The organism is Halopseudomonas pelagia CL-AP6, assembly GCF_000410875.1.
GTDB lineage: Bacteria > Pseudomonadota > Gammaproteobacteria > Pseudomonadales > Pseudomonadaceae > Halopseudomonas > Halopseudomonas pelagia.
Window position 1 is genome coordinate 120,405 of sequence record NZ_AROI01000005.1, and the last position, 17,493, is coordinate 137,897.

The 17,493-nt window shown below is 57.8% G+C and carries 10 protein-coding genes; 8 read left to right on the forward strand and 2 right to left on the reverse strand.

What is annotated here, in order from left to right; translation table 11 throughout:
* Nucleotides 1-10: 10 nt before the first annotated feature.
* The 6 genes from aroB to K787_RS0104245 all read left to right on the forward strand — a co-directional run bounded on the left by aroB (nt 11) and on the right by K787_RS0104245 (nt 10,960).
* Nucleotides 11-1,090 (forward strand): 3-dehydroquinate synthase, encoded by a 1,080-nt coding sequence (gene aroB / locus K787_RS0104220; protein WP_022961545.1) that lies wholly within the window; start codon nt 11-13, stop codon nt 1,088-1,090.
* Nucleotides 1,087-2,622 (forward strand): AAA family ATPase, encoded by a 1,536-nt coding sequence (locus K787_RS0104225; protein WP_022961546.1) that lies wholly within the window; start codon nt 1,087-1,089, stop codon nt 2,620-2,622. Before aroB ends, K787_RS0104225 begins: the two co-directional genes overlap by 4 nt.
* A gap of 256 nt (nt 2,623-2,878) precedes the next feature.
* Entirely contained in the window at nt 2,879-7,327 is a 4,449-nt protein-coding gene (gene gltB, locus K787_RS0104230) for a glutamate synthase large subunit (protein WP_022961547.1), read from the forward strand.
* Nucleotides 7,328-7,429: 102 nt separating this feature from the next.
* Nucleotides 7,430-8,848, forward strand: a complete 1,419-nt coding sequence (locus K787_RS0104235; protein ID WP_022961548.1) for a glutamate synthase small subunit GltD family protein — start codon at nt 7,430-7,432, stop codon at nt 8,846-8,848.
* A 228-nt stretch (nt 8,849-9,076) separates the two neighbouring features.
* On the forward strand, nt 9,077-10,159 hold the full coding sequence (gene hemE, locus K787_RS0104240; protein WP_028614575.1) for a uroporphyrinogen decarboxylase: 1,083 nt from the start codon (nt 9,077-9,079) through the stop codon (nt 10,157-10,159).
* A gap of 30 nt (nt 10,160-10,189) precedes the next feature.
* Nucleotides 10,190-10,960: a ParA family protein gene (locus K787_RS0104245; protein ID WP_022961550.1), complete on the forward strand. Its 771-nt coding sequence runs from the start codon at nt 10,190-10,192 to the stop codon at nt 10,958-10,960.
* Between the two features lie 6 nt (nt 10,961-10,966).
* Here K787_RS0104245 and K787_RS0104250 read toward each other — a convergent pair whose 3' ends face one another.
* Complete coding sequence (locus tag K787_RS0104250; RefSeq protein WP_022961551.1) at nt 10,967-11,800, reverse strand: universal stress protein; 834 nt, start codon at nt 11,798-11,800, stop codon at nt 10,967-10,969.
* Between the two features lie 167 nt (nt 11,801-11,967).
* On the opposite strand from K787_RS0104250, the gene K787_RS0104255 reads away from it, so the two are divergent.
* Nucleotides 11,968-13,245: a bifunctional O-acetylhomoserine aminocarboxypropyltransferase/cysteine synthase gene (locus tag K787_RS0104255; RefSeq protein WP_022961552.1), complete on the forward strand. Its 1,278-nt coding sequence runs from the start codon at nt 11,968-11,970 to the stop codon at nt 13,243-13,245.
* 17 nt (nt 13,246-13,262) lie between these two features.
* Here the strand turns inward: K787_RS0104255 and K787_RS0104260 are convergent, their stop codons facing one another.
* On the reverse strand, nt 13,263-15,059 hold the full coding sequence (locus tag K787_RS0104260; protein WP_022961553.1) for an SLC13 family permease: 1,797 nt from the start codon (nt 15,057-15,059) through the stop codon (nt 13,263-13,265).
* Between the two features lie 374 nt (nt 15,060-15,433).
* On the opposite strand from K787_RS0104260, the gene K787_RS0104265 reads away from it, so the two are divergent.
* A complete protein-coding gene (locus K787_RS0104265; RefSeq protein ID WP_028614577.1) occupies nt 15,434-17,224 on the forward strand; it encodes an acyl-CoA dehydrogenase C-terminal domain-containing protein in 1,791 nt (596 codons plus the stop codon).
* Nucleotides 17,225-17,493 lie beyond the last annotated feature (269 nt).

A 17,493-nucleotide genomic window follows, 5' to 3' on the forward strand; every position in this document is an offset into this window, starting at 1 on the left:
AGAGAAATTGATGCAACATCTAAGCGTTGAACTGGGTGATCGCAGTTACCCCATCTACATTGGCAGCAATCTGCTCGCCCAGCCCGAGCTGCTTACTGGGCACATCGGTGGCAAGCAGGTTTGTATTGTGACGGATGACACTGTTGCTCCGTTATATCTGGATGCGCTCCGTCAAGTGCTGGCTGGCTATCAGGTCCTGAGCGTTGTATTGCCTACCGGGGAAGCGTTCAAGACATGGGCTACCTTGCAGCAGGTATTCGACGCGTTGCTCGCCGCCCGTCACGACCGCAAGACGACGTTGATCGCGCTGGGCGGTGGGGTGATAGGCGATATGACGGGGTTTGCCGCCGCTTGTTATCAACGGGGTGTGGATTTCATTCAGATGCCGACCACGCTGCTGTCACAAGTGGACTCTTCAGTGGGTGGCAAGACGGGTATCAACCATCCTGCAGGCAAGAACATGCTCGGCGCCTTCTATCAGCCAAAGGCGGTGCTGATCGATACCGACAGCTTGCTGACGCTGCCGGCAAGAGAAGTGAGTGCCGGTTTGGCCGAGGTGATTAAATACGGGTTAATCCGGGATAGTCAGTTCTTGGGCTGGTTGGAAAATAATATTGAAGGGCTGCGAGCGCTCGATCCGCGCCTGACTACCGAAGCGATCGCGCGCTCTTGCCGGATCAAGGCCGAAGTGGTTGCTGCTGATGAACGTGAAGGCGGAATTCGGGCGATTCTGAATCTGGGACACACCTTCGGCCATGCTATTGAAGCGCATCAGGGCTACGGCCAGTGGCTGCATGGTGAAGCGGTGGGGGCGGGCATGGTGATGGCGCTGAGGATGTCCTGTCGGCAAGGCTGGATTACCCAGGCCGAGGTTGATCGCGCAACAACTCTGATCGCTGCGGCGGGTCTGCCGACCGAGCCGCCAGCGGAGATGACGGCTGCAGACTTTATGGGTCTGATGGCAGTAGACAAAAAAGTACTCGACGGACAGCTGCGCCTGGTTCTGGTCAAGGCGTTGGGGCATGCCGTCGTCAGCGCAGAATTCGATTCTGCTTCCTTACAGGCAACACTCGCAGCGGGCCAGTCATGACAGTGGAACGGGATATTAATTTCAGCGCCTCAGGTGAGCTCGATGAGTTTCTTGACCACTATCAGTTGAGTCATGACCCCTTTGCTGCTCGGACACCGGGATTTCGGTTTTTCACCCCGCAACGCAAAACAGTATTGGCTCAGTTGCACCACCTAGCGCGTTTTGGCGATCGCCTGCTGCTGGTCACAGGTCCCGAGGGCAGTGGTAAAACGCTGCTGCGCCAGGTGCTGGTCGCCAGTAGCAATAAGGATACAACCCAATGTGTGGTGGCTACGGCGCGCGAGTTTGCTGATGAGTCGGCGCTGACCGGTTATCTTTGCCAAGCGGTGAATGCCAAGGGTCGCTCGCCGGGCGCTTTGTTGGAGCGGGCTGAGCAGTTGAAGCAGACCGGCGTCCAGTTATATCTGATTATCGACGACGCTCAGCTCTTGGAACTACAGGCGTTGCAGGATCTGGCCGATATGGGCCTCAGTGGCGGGGCTGATTCGCCCATCAGAATATTTCTCTTTGCGGATGAAAATATTGCCCTGCTGTTGCCGCAAGTGGATACCGAGGGTGTGACTGAACAATGGGTACACCGAATCGAGCTGGAAGCTTATTCTCTCGACGAAACCCGCGATTACCTTGCCCAGCGGCTGGAGGCGGCTGGAGGTGAGCTGGCACTGCTGGATGAAGAGCAATTGCAGCAGATACATCGCCGCAGCAGCGGTTGGCCTGGGCGCATCAATACGGTTGCCAGACAGGTGATGGAAGAAGCAATGGAGGTGCCATCTGCGCGCCCTGCCCGACGCTCGGCTGGCGTGCTGCCAGTACGTTCTATCGTCGCGGTGTTGCTGGTTGCCGCAGGTATCAGCGTGGCTTGGTGGATGGGTGGCGACAAGGCTGACCAGCAGCCTTCGCGCACCGTGTTGCAATTGCCGGAGCCGGTCAATACGGTTCATACGGAGCAGGACCGCCAACTGGCCGAGCTGACCGAGTTGAATGCGGTAACCTTGGAGCCTGATGTCGTCTCCCCTGAGCCTGCCACTGCGGTGGTGACCGAGGCTGCTACCCAAGCCACGCCCCCGGCTGCAGACGACCAGGTGTCTGTGGCCCCAGTGCCGGCTGAAGTAGTAGATCTGCAAACGGAAACAGCTGCCCCAGCGCCGGCTCCCGTCGAGGAAGCGCCTGCATTAGTCCCCGCGCCGCCTGCGCCTGCGCCAGCGGCAACGCCGGCCCCTGCAGCACCGACTGGGCAGACGATTCGTTCTACCGACTGGTACCGTCAGGCGAGTTCCGACGCTTATGTTTTGCAGTTGCTCGGAACACGCAGTCGGGACGCAGCTTTGAGCTTCATTCAACAGCAGTCTGGACTGGAGAATCTGGGTTACTTCGAGACCGAGCACGAAGGCCGGCCATGGTTTGTTGTGACCCAGGGGCTGTATGGATCCCGCCAGCAGGCGCAACAAGGGATCAGCAAGCTGCCAGAGGTCTTGCGCAAGCAGAGCCCGTGGCCGCGCGGTATGGGCGCGATTCAGCAATCGCTACGCTGAGTGATCCGGTTCGCGCCGGCGCCGATAACGGGGCTGGCGTGGATTCGCAGGGGAGGCCTGGCCGCCTTGTAGTTGAGGAAAATTTTCCTATTTACGACATTTGGATATGATTTTGCGGCACGATCGCCCACAAAAAAATTGTGGGCGATCGTGCCGCTGTGTACAATTACTCCCCTTTTGTCCGGCGCCGAGCCAGATCCAGTCTCGTTTGAATCTTGTAAGCGCTTGAATCCTATAGCATTTTGAGAGTGTGCCTATGAAAGCAGGTTTATATCAGCCTGATCAGTTCAAGGATAACTGTGGCTTTGGCCTTATCGCCCACATGCAGGGTCAGCCTAGTCATCATCTATTACTGACGGCCATTGAAGCCCTGACATGCATGACACACCGTGGTGGCATCAACGCCGACGGCAAGACCGGCGACGGTTGTGGCCTGCTGATTCAGAAGCCTGATCGGTTTCTGCGTGCGGTTGCCAAAGAGTCGCTGGGCGCTGAGCTGCCCGAGCAATATGCCGTCGGTATGGTGTTTATGGGCGTCGAACAGGCTGCGTCTGCTGCTGCCCGTCAAGCCTTTGAAGCAGCGCTTGAGGATCAAGGACTTGCGCTGCTCGGCTGGCGCGAAGTGCCGGTCGACAGTAGCGTGCTTGGGCCGCTGGCGTTGAGCTGCATGCCGCGTATCGAACAGGTGTTTGTTTCTGGCGAAGGCCTGGACGAGCAGCAATTCGGTATCAAGCTATTCTATGCCCGGCGCAAGGCCGAAATAGCCATGCAAGCGGATCAGGATTTCTACGTCTGCAGCCTGTCGCACAAGGTTATTTCTTATAAAGGTCTGATGATGCCGGCCGATCTGGGTCAGTTCTTCCCGGATCTGAGTGACGAGCGCATGGAGACTGCCATCAGCGTTTTCCACCAGCGCTTTTCTACCAACACCCTGCCCAAATGGCCGCTGGCTCAACCTTTCAGGCTGATTGCCCACAATGGTGAAATCAACACCATTACCGCCAACCGCAATTGGGCCCAGGCGCGCCGCAATAAATTTACCAATGAGTTGCTGCCGGACCTGGACAGCATCTCGCCGATCGTCAACGTTACCGGCTCCGATTCCTCCAGCATGGATAACATGCTTGAGCTTCTGATTGCCGGTGGCATGGATTTGTTCCGTGCGATTCGCATGGTCGTGCCGCCCGCATGGCAGAACGTTGAAACGATGGATGCCGACCTCAAGGCCTTTTACGAATTCAACTCCATGCATATGGAAGCCTGGGACGGCCCGGCCGGCATCGTATTGACCGAAGGCCGTTACGCGGTCTGTCTGCTCGATCGAAATGGTCTGCGTCCGGCGCGCTATGTGGTGACCAAGAATGGCTACATAACCCTGGCCTCCGAGATTGGCGTGTGGGATTACCAGCCCGAAGACGTGATCAGCAAGGGCCGCGTGGGTCCGGGCCAGATCCTGGCGGTGGATACGCAAACCGGTGAAGTGCTGCATACCAGCGACGTGGAGGGGCGCCTGAAGTCGCGTCATCCTTACCGCAAGTGGCTGAAGGAAAACGCCCTGCGCATTCAGGCGACCCTGAACGATCGCGATCATGGTTCTGACTTCCTCAGCCCGGAACAGCTCAAGCAGTACATGAAGATGTTCCAGGTCACCTTCGAGGAGCGTGATCAGGTATTGCGCCCGCTGGCCGAAAATGGTCAGGAAGCGGTGGGCTCCATGGGTGATGATACGCCGATGGCGGTGCTCTCGACCCGCATTCGCTCGGTATATGACTATTTCCGTCAGCAGTTCGCCCAGGTCACCAATCCGGCCATCGATCCGCTGCGCGAAGCTATCGTGATGTCGCTGGAAACCTGTATCGGTGCTGAGCGTAATGTCTTTGAAGAGACGGCCGACCACGCCAACCGGGCGATTCTTAGCAGCCCGGTGATTTCGCCGGCGAAGTGGCGCACGCTGATGAACCTGGAGCGGCCTGGTTTCGCGCACCAGCGTATAGAGCTGAACGCTCCTGCTGATATGCCTCTGGGCGAGGCGGTCAAGGCGATTGCCGAGCAGGCTGAGGCAGCCGTGCGCGCAGGCAAGACGCTGCTGGTGCTGAGCGATCGCTTTATTTCCGAGGGCAAACTGCCCGTGCATGCGGCGCTCGCCGTGGGCGCAGTGCATCACCACCTTATTGCGGTGGGCCTGCGTTGCGATTGCAATATTCTGGTCGAGACGGCCACGGCGCGTGATCCACACCACTATGCGGTGTTGATCGGTTTTGGCGCCACCGCCATCTATCCCTACCTGGCCTACGAAATCCTCGGTGATCTGATCCGTACCGGTGAGGTCATCGGCGATCTGTATGAAGTATTCAAAAGCTACCGTAAGGGCATCTCCAAGGGCCTGCTGAAAATCCTGTCGAAGATGGGTATTTCTACCGTGGTTTCCTACCGGGGTGCGCAGCTGTTTGAGGCGGTAGGTCTGGCCGACGAGGTCGTCGATATGTGCTTCAGAGGTGTGGCCAGCCGCATCCAGGGTGCGCGCTTCAGCGATCTGCAGGCTGAGCAGTCGCTGCTGGCCCGTGAAGCCTGGAACCCACGCAAGAATATCCAGCAGGGCGGCTTGCTCAAGTTCGTGTTTGGCGGTGAGTATCATGCCTACAACCCGGACGTGGTACGCACGCTGCAGGATGCCGTGCAGGGCGACAGCTACGACAAGTATTTGGAATACGCGGCATTGGTGAATAATCGTCCGGTTGCCTCGCTGCGAGATTTGCTGAAGGTGCGTGACGATCAGAAGGCCATCGCGCTGGATGACGTCGAGCCGTTGGAATCGATCTTCAAACGCTTTGACTCTGCGGGCATTTCCCTGGGCGCACTGTCGCCGGAAGCGCATGAAGCGATTGCCGAGGCGATGAATCGCCTGGGCGCGCGCTCCAACTCCGGTGAGGGCGGTGAAGATCCGGCCCGCTATGGCACTGAACGGATGTCGAAGATCAAGCAGATTGCCTCTGGTCGTTTTGGTGTGACCCCGGAGTACCTGATCAACGCCGAAGTGCTGCAGATCAAGGTTGCCCAGGGCGCCAAACCCGGTGAAGGTGGGCAGTTGCCTGGTGGCAAGGTTAACGAGCTGATTGCCCGGCTGCGCTACGCGGTACCTGGGGTGACGCTGATTTCGCCGCCGCCGCATCACGACATCTATTCAATCGAAGATCTGTCGCAGCTGATTTTCGACCTCAAACAGGTCAATCCGCGTGCGCTGGTGTCGGTCAAGCTGGTGGCCGAACCCGGTGTCGGCACTATCGCTGCGGGTGTAGCCAAGGCCTATGCCGATCTGATCACCATTTCCGGTTATGACGGTGGTACCGGCGCGTCGCCGTTGACCTCAATCAAGTACGCAGGGTCACCTTGGGAGCTCGGCCTGTCCGAAGCCCATCAAACCCTGCGCGGCAACGATTTGCGTGGCAAGGTCCGAGTGCAGACCGATGGCGGCTTGAAGACCGGGTTGGACGTGATCAAGGCAGCGATTCTTGGTGCGGAGAGCTTCGGTTTCGGTACGGCGCCGATGATCGCCCTGGGTTGCAAGTACCTGCGTATCTGCCACCTGAACAACTGCGCCACCGGCGTTGCCACACAGAACAAGCACCTGCGTGACAATCACTACATCGGTACCGTAGAAATGGTGATGAACTTCTTCACCTACGTGGCTACCGAAACCCGTGAGTTGATGGCGCAACTTGGCGTCAGCCGTTTGCAGGACCTGATCGGGCGTACTGATCTGCTGGAAATTCTGCCTGGCGTGACCAGCAAGCAGCAGAATCTGGATCTGGAGCCTCTGCTGTTCAGCAAGGACGTGGCCGCCGATAAGCCCCAATACTGCGAATCGCCGCGCAACGCTCCGTTCGACAAGGGGCTGACGGCCGAGAAGATGGTCGAACTGGCGCGTGCCGGCATTGATGGTCTGAGCGGTGGCGAGTTTGAGATGCGCTTGACCAACTGTGATCGCTCAATTGGTGCTCGGGTGTCCGGCGAAATCGCTCGCGTGCACGGTAATCAGGGCATGGTTGGCGCGCCAATCACCTACCGCTTCAAGGGTACCGCCGGTCAGAGCTTCGGTGTCTGGAACGCTGGCGGTTTGAACATGTACCTGGAAGGGGATGCGAACGATTACGTCGGCAAAGGTATGACCGGCGGCAAGCTGGTCATCGTGCCGCCGCAGGGCAGTCCGTTCCGCTCGGAAGAAACCGCCATCATTGGCAACACCTGTCTGTATGGCGCCACTGGCGGCATGCTGTTGGCTGCCGGTACCGCTGGCGAGCGTTTCGCGGTGCGTAACTCCGGTGCCCATGCGGTGATTGAAGGTGCTGGCGACCACTGCTGCGAGTACATGACCGGTGGTATGGTCTGCGTACTCGGGCCAACCGGTCATAACTTCGGTGCGGGCATGACCGGTGGTTTCGCCTTTGTACTGGATCAGGACAACAGTTTCTTCGACAAGCTCAACCATGAGCTGGTGGAGTTGCACCGGATCAGCAGTGAGTCGATGGAGGCCTATCGTAGCCACCTGACCATGGTGCTGACCGATTACGTTGCCGAGACTGGAAGCGCCTGGGGTGAAGAAGTGCTGGATAATCTGGATAACTACATCCGCCGCTTCTGGCTGGTCAAACCCAAGGCCGCAAGTCTGCGCGCCCTGTTGACCAGTACCCGCGCCAACCCGCAATAACTAGAGGCCGATGGCAGACCTGCTCGACAGGTCTGCCATCTTGCCCTGATGAGTCCTGCAGTTGCAGCTCGAAATCTGCCGCTGCTGTTTAGAGGTTTGAATATGGCTGACCGTTTGAGTAACGACTTCCAGTTTATCGATGTGGGCCGCAAGGATCCGCTGAAGCGCCCGTTGCGTCAGCGCAAGACCCAATTTGTCGAAATTCATGAGCAATTCAAGCCGGAGGCGGCTGCTGATCAAGCGCACCGCTGCCTTGAGTGCGGCAATCCGTATTGCGAGTGGAAGTGCCCGGTACACAACTATATTCCCAATTGGCTGAAGCTGGTGTCCGAGGGCAACATCCTCGAAGCCGCCGAGTTGGCTCATCAGACCAACACGCTGCCGGAAGTCTGCGGTCGCGTGTGCCCGCAGGATCGGTTGTGTGAAGGCGCTTGTACGTTGAATGATGGCTTTGGCGCCGTGACCATCGGTTCGGTGGAAAAGTACATTACTGATACCGCCTTTGCCATGGGCTGGCGTCCGGATTTGTCCCAGGTGGTACCGACCGGCAAGAAGGTCGCGATCATTGGTGCCGGTCCCGCCGGCCTCGGTTGTGCCGATGTTTTGGCACGTGCCGGCGTCGGCGCGGTGGTGTTTGATCGCTACCCGGAAATTGGTGGCCTGCTAACCTTCGGCATCCCCGAATTCAAGTTGGAAAAGCTGGTCATGTCGCGTCGTCGGGAAATCTTCGAGGGCATGGGCATCGAGTTCCGGCTGAATACCGAGATCGGCAAGGATGTCAGTATTGATGAGCTGCTCGCCGATTACGACGCGGTCTTTATGGGCATGGGCACCTACACCTATATGAAAGGTGGTTTCCCCGGTGAAGACCTGCCCGGGGTCCATGATGCACTGGACTTCCTGGTGGCCAACGTCAATCGCAACCTGGGCTTCGAGAAGTCCCCGGCTGACTTCATTGATTTGAAGGATAAGCGGGTCGTGGTCTTGGGGGGGGGTGACACGGCGATGGACTGTAACCGCACTTCGATCCGCCAAGGGGCCAAAGCGGTCTATTGCGCTTACCGTCGTGACGAAGAAAACATGCCGGGTTCGCGCAAGGAAGTGAAAAACGCCAAGGACGAGGGCGTGAAGTTCCTGTTCAATCGCCAGCCTATCGCTATCGTTGGTGAGGACAAGGTCGAAGGCGTAAAAGTGGTCGAGACCCGTCTCGGCGAGCCGGATGCCCGCGGTCGTCGCAGCCCCGAACCGATCCCCGGTTCCGAGGAAGTGCTCCCTGCAGATGCAGTGATCATTGCTTTCGGTTTCCGCCCCAGTCCTGCGGATTGGTTCGAGGGCTGCAAGGTTGATATCGACAGCCAAGGTCGGGTTGTAGCCGCCGAGCAGGCGCGCTATCGCTTCCAGACCAGCAACCCGAAGATCTTTGCCGGCGGTGACATGGTGCGCGGCTCGGATCTGGTGGTCACCGCAATTTGGGAAGGACGGCAGGCGGCTGAAGGTATTATCGAGTATCTGGAGCTCTAAATAGCTTTAGTCTGTGAACAGAGGGCGCCTGCGGGCGCCCTTTTGCATTTCTGTTATCGATGGAGTGGAGTGGCTACAGGGCTCGGCCTGGTCGGGACAGGCTACAGCCCAAGCTCTGCAACCGCCGCTGGTTTCTTGGCCGCCTGAAGGAACACTTCTCTCTGGGCCTGATTATTGGCCGCTTTCCCGGTACAATGGCCGCTGATCCCGCAACTGGATACCTATTCCATGCCCGAATTGAAGAATGACCGTTTCCTCCGTGCCTTGATGCGCCAACCCGTGGATGTCACGCCCGTATGGATGATGCGCCAGGCCGGGCGCTACCTGCCCGAGTACCGCGAGGCGCGCACTCGAGCCGGGGATTTCATGGGTTTGTGCACCAACCCGGAAATGGCCTGCGAGGTCACTCTGCAACCGCTGGAGCGGTATCCGCTGGATGCGGCGATTCTGTTTTCGGACATTTTGACCATCCCGGATGCAATGGGCCTGGGTCTGTATTTTGAAGCTGGCGAAGGCCCGCGTTTTCGCAAGCGTATCGATACCGCAGCTGATATCGAGGCACTGCAGGTGCCTGATCCCGAGCAGGACCTGGGTTACGTGATGAACGCCGTGCGGACCATCCGTAGTGAGCTGAATGGACGCGTACCGCTGATCGGTTTTTCCGGCAGCCCCTGGACGCTGGCGACTTATATGGTCGAAGGCAGCTCTTCCAAGGACTTCCGCAAAACCAAAGCCATGCTCTATGATCAGCCAGAAGCCATGCACATGCTGCTCGACAAGCTGGCCGATTCGGTTATCTCCTACCTGAACGGCCAGATCCTTGCTGGCGCCCAGGCGGTGCAGATTTTTGACACCTGGGGCGGTAATCTGTCCTCTGACGCTTATCAGAAGTTTTCCCTGGCCTATATGCGCAAGATTGTAGCCGGGCTGATTCGCGAGCATGAGGGTCGTCGTGTACCGGTGATTCTGTTCACTAAGAACGGCGGGTTGTGGTTGGAAAGTATTGCCGAGGTTGGCGCTGATGCGCTGGGCCTGGATTGGACCATGGATATGGGTGTGGCGCGTTCGCGTGTAGGCTCAAAGGTTGCGTTGCAGGGCAATATGGATCCTACCGTGCTCTACGCCAAGCCTGCAGCTATTCGTGAGGAGGTGGCGCGCATCCTCAAGAGCTATGGCAAGGGTAATGGTCACGTGTTCAATCTGGGTCATGGTATTACCCCAGAGGTTGATCCGGCCCATGCCGGAGCCTTTATCGAGGCGGTGCACGAATTGTCTGCTATCTATCACGACCCCTCTGCTATCGTGGTTTGAGGGCAGTCACGCATTGACAAGGAGATGAGCATGCGGCGGGTGATATTCAACCAGAAAGGGGGGGTGGGCAAGTCCAGCATTGCCTGCAATCTTGCGGCCGTCAGCGCCGCTGCAGGTTATAAGACGCTGGTAGTGGATCTGGATCCGCAGGCCAATTCCAGCCATTACCTGCTCGGTGAGGGGTTGGCGAATGTAGACCTGACTATCGCCGACTTTTTCGCCCAGACGCTGTCGAGCAGCCTGTTCAACAAAAAGGCCGAACAGTTTGTCACCGAGACGCCCTTTGAAAACCTCTGGCTGATGCCCGCTGGCCCTGAACTCGCCGACCTGCAGCATAAGCTGGAGTCACGCTACAAGATTCAGAAATTACGTAAATTGTTGAATGATCTCAAAGACAACTACGAGCGGATCTATATTGATACCGCGCCAAGTTTCAATTTTTACACCATGTCGGCCTTGATTGCCGGCGACCGTTGCCTGATTCCCTTTGACTGCGACAGCTTCTCCCGCCAGGCACTCTATGGTTTGCTCGGCGAGCTGGAGGATATTCGTGAGGAGCATAACGAGGAGCTGCAGGTTGAGGGGATAGTCGTCAACCAGTTCCAGGCGCGTGCCAGCTTGCCGCAGCAGATACTCGATGAGTTGATTGCCGAGGGGTTGCCGGTACTGCCGGTGTACCTGCAAAGCTCGGTGCGCATGCGCGAGTCACATCAAGTCAACACGCCATTGATCTTCCTCGACGGCAGGCACAAGCTGACCCAGCAGTTCATTGCCCTGCATGACCATATCGAAAGCAAATAAGTCAGCCTAGCGCGCGATCAGAACATCGCAGGGCGGGTCGCGCAACCAGGCCTGGGCCAGACTGCCCAACAGCGCCTCGCTTATGCCACTGCGGCTGTGGCTGCCCAGCGCGACAAAGCCGGGGGCAAGCCGAGTGATGGCCTGCTCGAGCTGCTCCCGTACCTCGCCAGTGGCTACCAGTAAGTCGATCTGGGGTGCGGTTGTACCGATCAGCTCCAGGGTTTCCAGTTCGTCCTTGAGCAGATACTCCAGCATTTCCCGCTGCTCGTCGATATACGCCTGCTGAGCGGCGTGCCCAGCCATACGCTTGCCAAGCGGTGGGTTGCACAGGTGTAGCGCGGTCAGTTTGCCGCCAGCAACAAGGCGTGCTGCGCAGCGCAGCGCCTCACTGGCGCAGGTGGAAAAGTCCAGGGCCAGTAGGGCGCTGTCATACTTGCGGCCGTCCGTTGCCACCATTAGCACTGGCGCTGAAGATAGCCGACTGACCCGTTCGAGTGTGGTACCGACAAACAGCTCAGGGCTGCGCTGATGATGCTTGCCCATCACCAGTAGCTGGGCATTTTCCTCGCTGACCTTGCGCAGAATGCTTTCTGCCACCCGCCCGGGTTCAACAATCAGCGCTGCCCCTGAGCCGGTGCCTTGCGGGCAGCGCCCGAGCTGATCCTGCATCAGTTGCTTTGCTTCTTCGCACACGGCATCTCTGGCCAGCAACGGTAACTGATCATCGACCGTATGCATCACGATAAGCGGTGCGTCCAGACCACGGGCGAGCGCACAGGCACGGCTGACAGCCAGATCAGACTCTGGACTCAGGTCGGTGGCAACAATGATTGGTGACACGGCAATAACTCCTCGAAGCGGATTTTGACAGCAGTATGCCCGCGCTAACGAGCGAGGGATTTGACCCAGAGCAAGGTCGGTTAACCTGGTATATCACGGGGATTGACCTGTCGAGGCCAGCATGGGCATGCTTGGTGTTACACCCCAAGAATAGACAAGGTATGAACATGAAGCTCGAAACCCTTGCGATACACGCCGGATATTCCCCGGACCCCACTACCAAAGCAGTGGCGGTGCCCATCTACCAGACTACCTCGTACGCCTTTGACAGTACCCAGCATGGCGCGGATCTGTTTGACCTCAAGGTACCGGGCAACATCTACACGCGGATCATGAACCCGACCAATGACGTGCTCGAAAAGCGGGTGGCGGCCCTTGAAGGTGGGGTGGGTGGCTTGGCGGTGGCCTCCGGCATGGCGGCGATCACTTATGCGATTCAGACCCTAGCGGAGGTCGGCGACAATATCGTCTCGGTGGCCAAGTTGTACGGTGGCACCTACAATCTTTTTGCCCATACGCTGCCGCGCCAGGGTATCGAGGTGCGTTTTGCCGCACATGACGATATAGCTGCGCTGGAGGGCTTGATTGATGCGCGCACCAAGGCGGTGTTCTGTGAGTCGATCGGCAATCCAGCAGGTAATATCATTGATATCACTGCGCTGGCCGCCGCCGCACACCGGCATGGCGTGCCGCTGATCGTCGACAACACGGTGGCCACACCGGCCCTGTGTCGGCCGATTGAGCATGGGGCAGACATAATCGTGCATTCCCTGACCAAATACATTGGTGGCCATGGCACTACAGTGGGCGGTATGGTGATTGATAGCGGTCACTTCCCCTGGGCCGACAACGCTGAGCGCTTCCCGTTATTGAATAGCCCGGATCCGTCCTACCACGGCGTGGTCTACACCGAAGCCTTTGGTCCGGCAGCCTTTATCGGTCGTTGCCGTGTGGTGCCGTTACGCAATATGGGCGCAGCATTGTCACCGATGAATGCTTTTCAGATTCTCATGGGGCTGGAGACGCTGTCTTTGCGCATGGAACGTCATTGTGAAAATGCCCTCAAGGTCGCGCATTACCTGCAGCAGCACCCGCAGGTCAGTTGGGTACAGTTCGCCGGCTTGCCGGACCATCCCGAGCACGCGCTAGCGCAGCGTTATATGGGCGGCATACCCGCCTCGATTCTGTCCTTCGGTATCAAGGGTGGCCAGGAGGCGGGTGCGCGTTTTATTGATGCACTGCAGCTGATTGTGCGTCTGGTGAATATTGGCGACGCCAAATCACTGGCCTGTCACCCGGCCACTACCACACATCGCCAATTGAACGACGAAGAACTGGCCAAAGCCGGGGTGCCGCGAGATATGGTGCGCTTGTCGATCGGTATTGAACATATCGACGACATCCTCGAGGACCTGACTCAAGCGCTTGCTGCAGCCAGCGCTTGAGTCCGCGGCAAGCCGCCTTAGGCCGGAAATAGCGGCCAGATCAACGGGATGATCAGCGTGGCAGTCGCCCACATGATCAGGTTCAGCGGAATGCCTATGCGCATGAAGTCGGTGAAGCGGTAGCCCCCGGCGCTGTAGACGAAAGTATTGGTCTGGTAGCCGATGGGCGTGGCGAAGCTGGCGCTGGCGGCGAACATCACGGCGACCACAAAAGGCCGGGGGTCTGCTCCCAGTTGCTGGGCTACCCCCATGGCGATGGGGGTTAGCAGCACTGCCACGGCATTGTTGCTAACCATCTCGGTCAGAAAAGAGGTAAGCAGGTAAATAAACGACAGCATGAACAGGGGGCCCAGTAATGGCGACAGACTCATGACCTGGGCGACTATGGTATCCACCAGCCCGACCTTGTTCATCGCAATGCTGATCGCCAGCATGCCGAAAATGATCGTCAGAATCCGCCAGTCGATCGCCTTGTAGGCATCTTCGGTATCCAGGCACCCGCTTGCCAGCACCACGGCAGTCGCGATCATGGCCAGCCCTTCAATAGGCATGATCTTGAAAGCGGCAAGTAACATAACCGCCAGTACTGCGGCTATCGCGATGGGCGCCTTGTCACGCCGATAGGCGCGTTCTTGTACGGTGTTCAAGCTGATCAGGTCGCCGTTGTCGGCGAACTTGCGGATCTGCGTTGGCGAGCCTTCTACCAGCATTACATCGCCGAACTGCAACTGAAAATCGTCCAGATTGTCCTGAATGTTCTCGTTATGCCGATGAATGGCCAGCACGTGCATGCCGTAGCGCGCGGTCAGGTTGAGGTCGCGCATAGGCCGGTGGCTGTAGCGTGAGTTACGTCCGACAATGGCTTCGGCCAGCACCACATCACGGGTGGAGATGGTCTCGAAGTTGGCGGCTTGTTCGCGATTGAAGGTCAGCAGCCCGTTTTGCCGCAGCTCCATAAAGTCATGCATATTGGCGTGCAATATCAGGCGGTCGCCAGCACAGAGGAGGGTGCTGTTCACCGGCGTGGACAGCTCTTCATCGCCCCTAAAAATCTTCAGTACCTGAATGCCGCTATTGCCGTTGAGCTTGGCATCGGCGATGGTCTGGCTGATGATCGGCGAGTCATGCGGGACCAGCAGTTCGGTCATAAACGGACGGCTTTGGTCCGGACGCAGCTGTTTGGATAAGCTTTCCCGGTCCGGCAGCAAGCGGTGCCCCACCAGCAAGATGAAACCGACGCCAATCACCGCCATGATCAGGCCTGGGAGGAATATATCGAACATCCCAAACGGCTCCATACCGTTCTGCCGGGCCACACCGTCAACCAGAATATTGGTCGAAGTACCGATCATGGTCATGGAGCCGCCTAAAATGGTGGCGTAGGACAGGGGAATGAGCATCTTCGATGCTTTGCTGCCGACCTGGGCGGCCAGGGTGACGGCGACGGGCGTCAGGATGGCAACCACCGGGGTGTTATTGATGAAGGTCGAGAGCACCAGCGCCGTGATCATTAGGCTGAACAGAGTGCGTAATGGGCTGCCGCCGCCCAGCTTCGCCAGCCATTTGCCCAGCGCGTCGACACAGCCGGTGCGCTCCAGTGCGGCGGAGAGTATGAACATGCAGGCAATGGTGATTGGCGCGCTGTTGGACAGCACACTAAGGACGTCCCCGGCACTGAGCAGGCTGCTGGCCAACAACACGGCGACGGCAATGCCGACCACTACGTCAGGGCTGAACTTTTCGCGGGCAAAGGCGTAGAACACCCAGCACAGCAGAGCGGCGACGCCAATCATTGGCAGGGAATCCCAGTTCATTGGTAACCTGAATCTCGTATGAGGTATCGGCTCCGCGAACCGGAAGCCATCAGGCCGCCACAATAAAAGGGATCGTTAAGTCTGTCCAAGCACGAAAACTGATTTTCATATTCACTTATGGAATAAGTGTTTTGGCGGGTAATCAGCGTTCTAGCTGAGTGCTTTCAAGGAAGAGGCCGTGTCACTTGCAAGTTGTCTCGAAAAGGGTACAGCTCAGGTAGCGGCGGGCCTGAAGGTTACCTTATAGCTTTGTATCAATCAGTGTAATGCGCGGGTCAATAGCTTGACCCTGCTAACCGCCTGGCCGTATGTTCAAACAACTGTATGAATTCGTATCGGCCGGTATGGTCCTGCCGATCTGTGGAGACAATAGCATGCCTACTTACAAAGCCCCCCTCCGTGACATGCGCTTCGTGATGGACGAAGTGTTCGATTTTCCTGCCGGTTATGAAACCCATGGTCACACTGATGCAACGCCGGATATGGTCAGCGCGATTCTTGAAGAAAGCGCCAAATTCGCTGGCGAAGTGTTGGCGCCGCTGAACCGCAGCGGTGATGAGGAAGGTTGTCATATTGATGATGGCGTTGTCACTACGCCCAAGGGTTTCAAGGAAGCCTACCAGCAATATGTCGACAATGGCTGGGGCTCGATGACCGGTCCGGTCGAGTACGGCGGGCAGGGTCTGCCAGTTTCTTTGGGTCTGGTGGTGGCGGAGATGACGGCGTCGGCTAACTATGCCTGGAGCATGTATCCTGGCCTGAGCCATGGCTGCTCGGCTGCCATTCGTGCCCATGGCAGCCCAGAGCAGAAAGAGTTGTATCTGAACAAGCTGGTGCCTGGCACCTGGACTGGCTCCATGTGCCTGACCGAACCCCATTGCGGTACCGATCTGGGTCTGACCAAAACCCGTGCGATACCGCGTGACGATGGCAGTTACGAAATCACTGGCACCAAGATATTTATTTCCTGTGGCGAACATGACTTTGCCGAAAATATCGTGCACCTGGTACTGGCCAAGTTGCCCGATGCGCCCGCTGGCACCAAGGGTATTTCGCTGTTCATCGTGCCCAAGTTTCTGCCCGACGCCAATGGTGAGGTGGGTGAGCGCAACGGCGTGAAGTGCGGGTCCCTGGAGCACAAGATGGGGATCAAGGCCTCTGCTACCTGCGTACTGAACTTTGACGGCGCCACCGGCTTTCTGATCGGCGAGATCAACAAGGGTCTGAACTGCATGTTCACCATGATGAACCACGCACGCCTGGGTACCGGCATGCAGGGTTTGTGTCATGGCGAGGCGTCTTACCAGACCGCTATTGCCTATGCCAAGGATCGCCTGCAGATGCGCGCCCTGTCAGGCCCAGCGGCACCGGACAAACCGGCCGATCCGATTATCGTACATCCCGATGTGCGTCGTATGTTGCTGACCATGAAGGCCTTCAACGAGGGCAACCGTGCGCTGGCTTATTACACCGCGCAATTGCTGGACAAGGCACATTATTCTCAGGATGAAGCGGTGCGTGCCAACGCTGATGATCAATTGGCGTTCCTGACGCCCATCTGCAAGGCGTTTATGACCGAGACTGGCCTGGAAGTTACTAACCACGGCATGCAGGTTTTCGGTGGTCATGGCTACATCCGTGAATGGGGCCAGGAGCAGCAGATGCGCGATTGCCGTATTAGCCTGCTGTATGAAGGCACTAACGGCATCCAAGCGCTGGATCTGTTGGGCCGCAAAGTATTGATGAGCCAGGGCAAGATGCAGCGCGCCTTCACCAAGCAAGTGCACCTGTTTTGCCAGGCCAATGAAGGGCACACTACCCTGGGTGAGTATGTGGCCAAGTTGAACAAGCTGAACGCCGAGTGGGGTGAGCTGACTCAGAAGATTGCCATGCGCTCTATGCAGAATCGCGAGGAAGTCGGTGCTGCGGCGATGGATTTCCTCATGTACTCGGGCTATGTGACCCTGGCGTTCTTCTGGCTGAAAATGGCTGTAGCTGCCCAGGCAACCCTGGACGCAGGCACCTCCGAGGAAGACTTCTACAAAGCCAAACTGGCTACCCAGGAATTCTACTTCAAGCGTCTTCTGCCGCGTGCTCGTGCACACGTTGAAGCGCTGGAGTCTGGTGCCGATTCGCTAATGCAGATGACGGCGGAGCAGTTCTAGGCTCTAGCTGGAAGCTCTAAGCAAAGCCCCGACTGGTTCGGGGCTTTTTGTTTTCTGTTGCTTGGCTATGGGTGAGTGTGTGTCGCAGCGCCAACTGGCCTGCATGTGACTTATTTGCTGTCAGCCAAAACTTTTTACTGTCTCTGGGGGAATTGCCGAGCTTTTTCTGCTGGCGAGATCCAGTGTTGTGACCAGTATTTACAAAGTAGTCATATAAAGACGCTGTTACCAAAAACGTTGCCGCGCTACAATGCGCGGATGTTCCGGAC

What these genes read in the sequence shown, in the direction of transcription:
- gltB (WP_022961547.1), top strand. Translation starts at nt 2,879, where the DNA reads ATGAAAGCAGGTTTATATCAGCCTGATCAGTTCAAGGATAACTGTGGC.
- K787_RS0104235 (WP_022961548.1), top strand. Translation starts at nt 7,430, where the DNA reads ATGGCTGACCGTTTGAGTAACGACTTCCAGTTTATCGATGTGGGCCGC.
- K787_RS0104260 (WP_022961553.1), bottom strand. Translation starts at nt 15,059, where the DNA reads ATGAACTGGGATTCCCTGCCAATGATTGGCGTCGCCGCTCTGCTGTGC.
- K787_RS0104265 (WP_028614577.1), top strand. Translation starts at nt 15,434, where the DNA reads ATGCCTACTTACAAAGCCCCCCTCCGTGACATGCGCTTCGTGATGGAC.
- aroB (WP_022961545.1), top strand. Translation starts at nt 11, where the DNA reads ATGCAACATCTAAGCGTTGAACTGGGTGATCGCAGTTACCCCATCTAC.
- K787_RS0104245 (WP_022961550.1), top strand. Translation starts at nt 10,190, where the DNA reads ATGCGGCGGGTGATATTCAACCAGAAAGGGGGGGTGGGCAAGTCCAGC.
- K787_RS0104225 (WP_022961546.1), top strand. Translation starts at nt 1,087, where the DNA reads ATGACAGTGGAACGGGATATTAATTTCAGCGCCTCAGGTGAGCTCGAT.
- hemE (WP_028614575.1), top strand. Translation starts at nt 9,077, where the DNA reads ATGCCCGAATTGAAGAATGACCGTTTCCTCCGTGCCTTGATGCGCCAA.
- K787_RS0104255 (WP_022961552.1), top strand. Translation starts at nt 11,968, where the DNA reads ATGAAGCTCGAAACCCTTGCGATACACGCCGGATATTCCCCGGACCCC.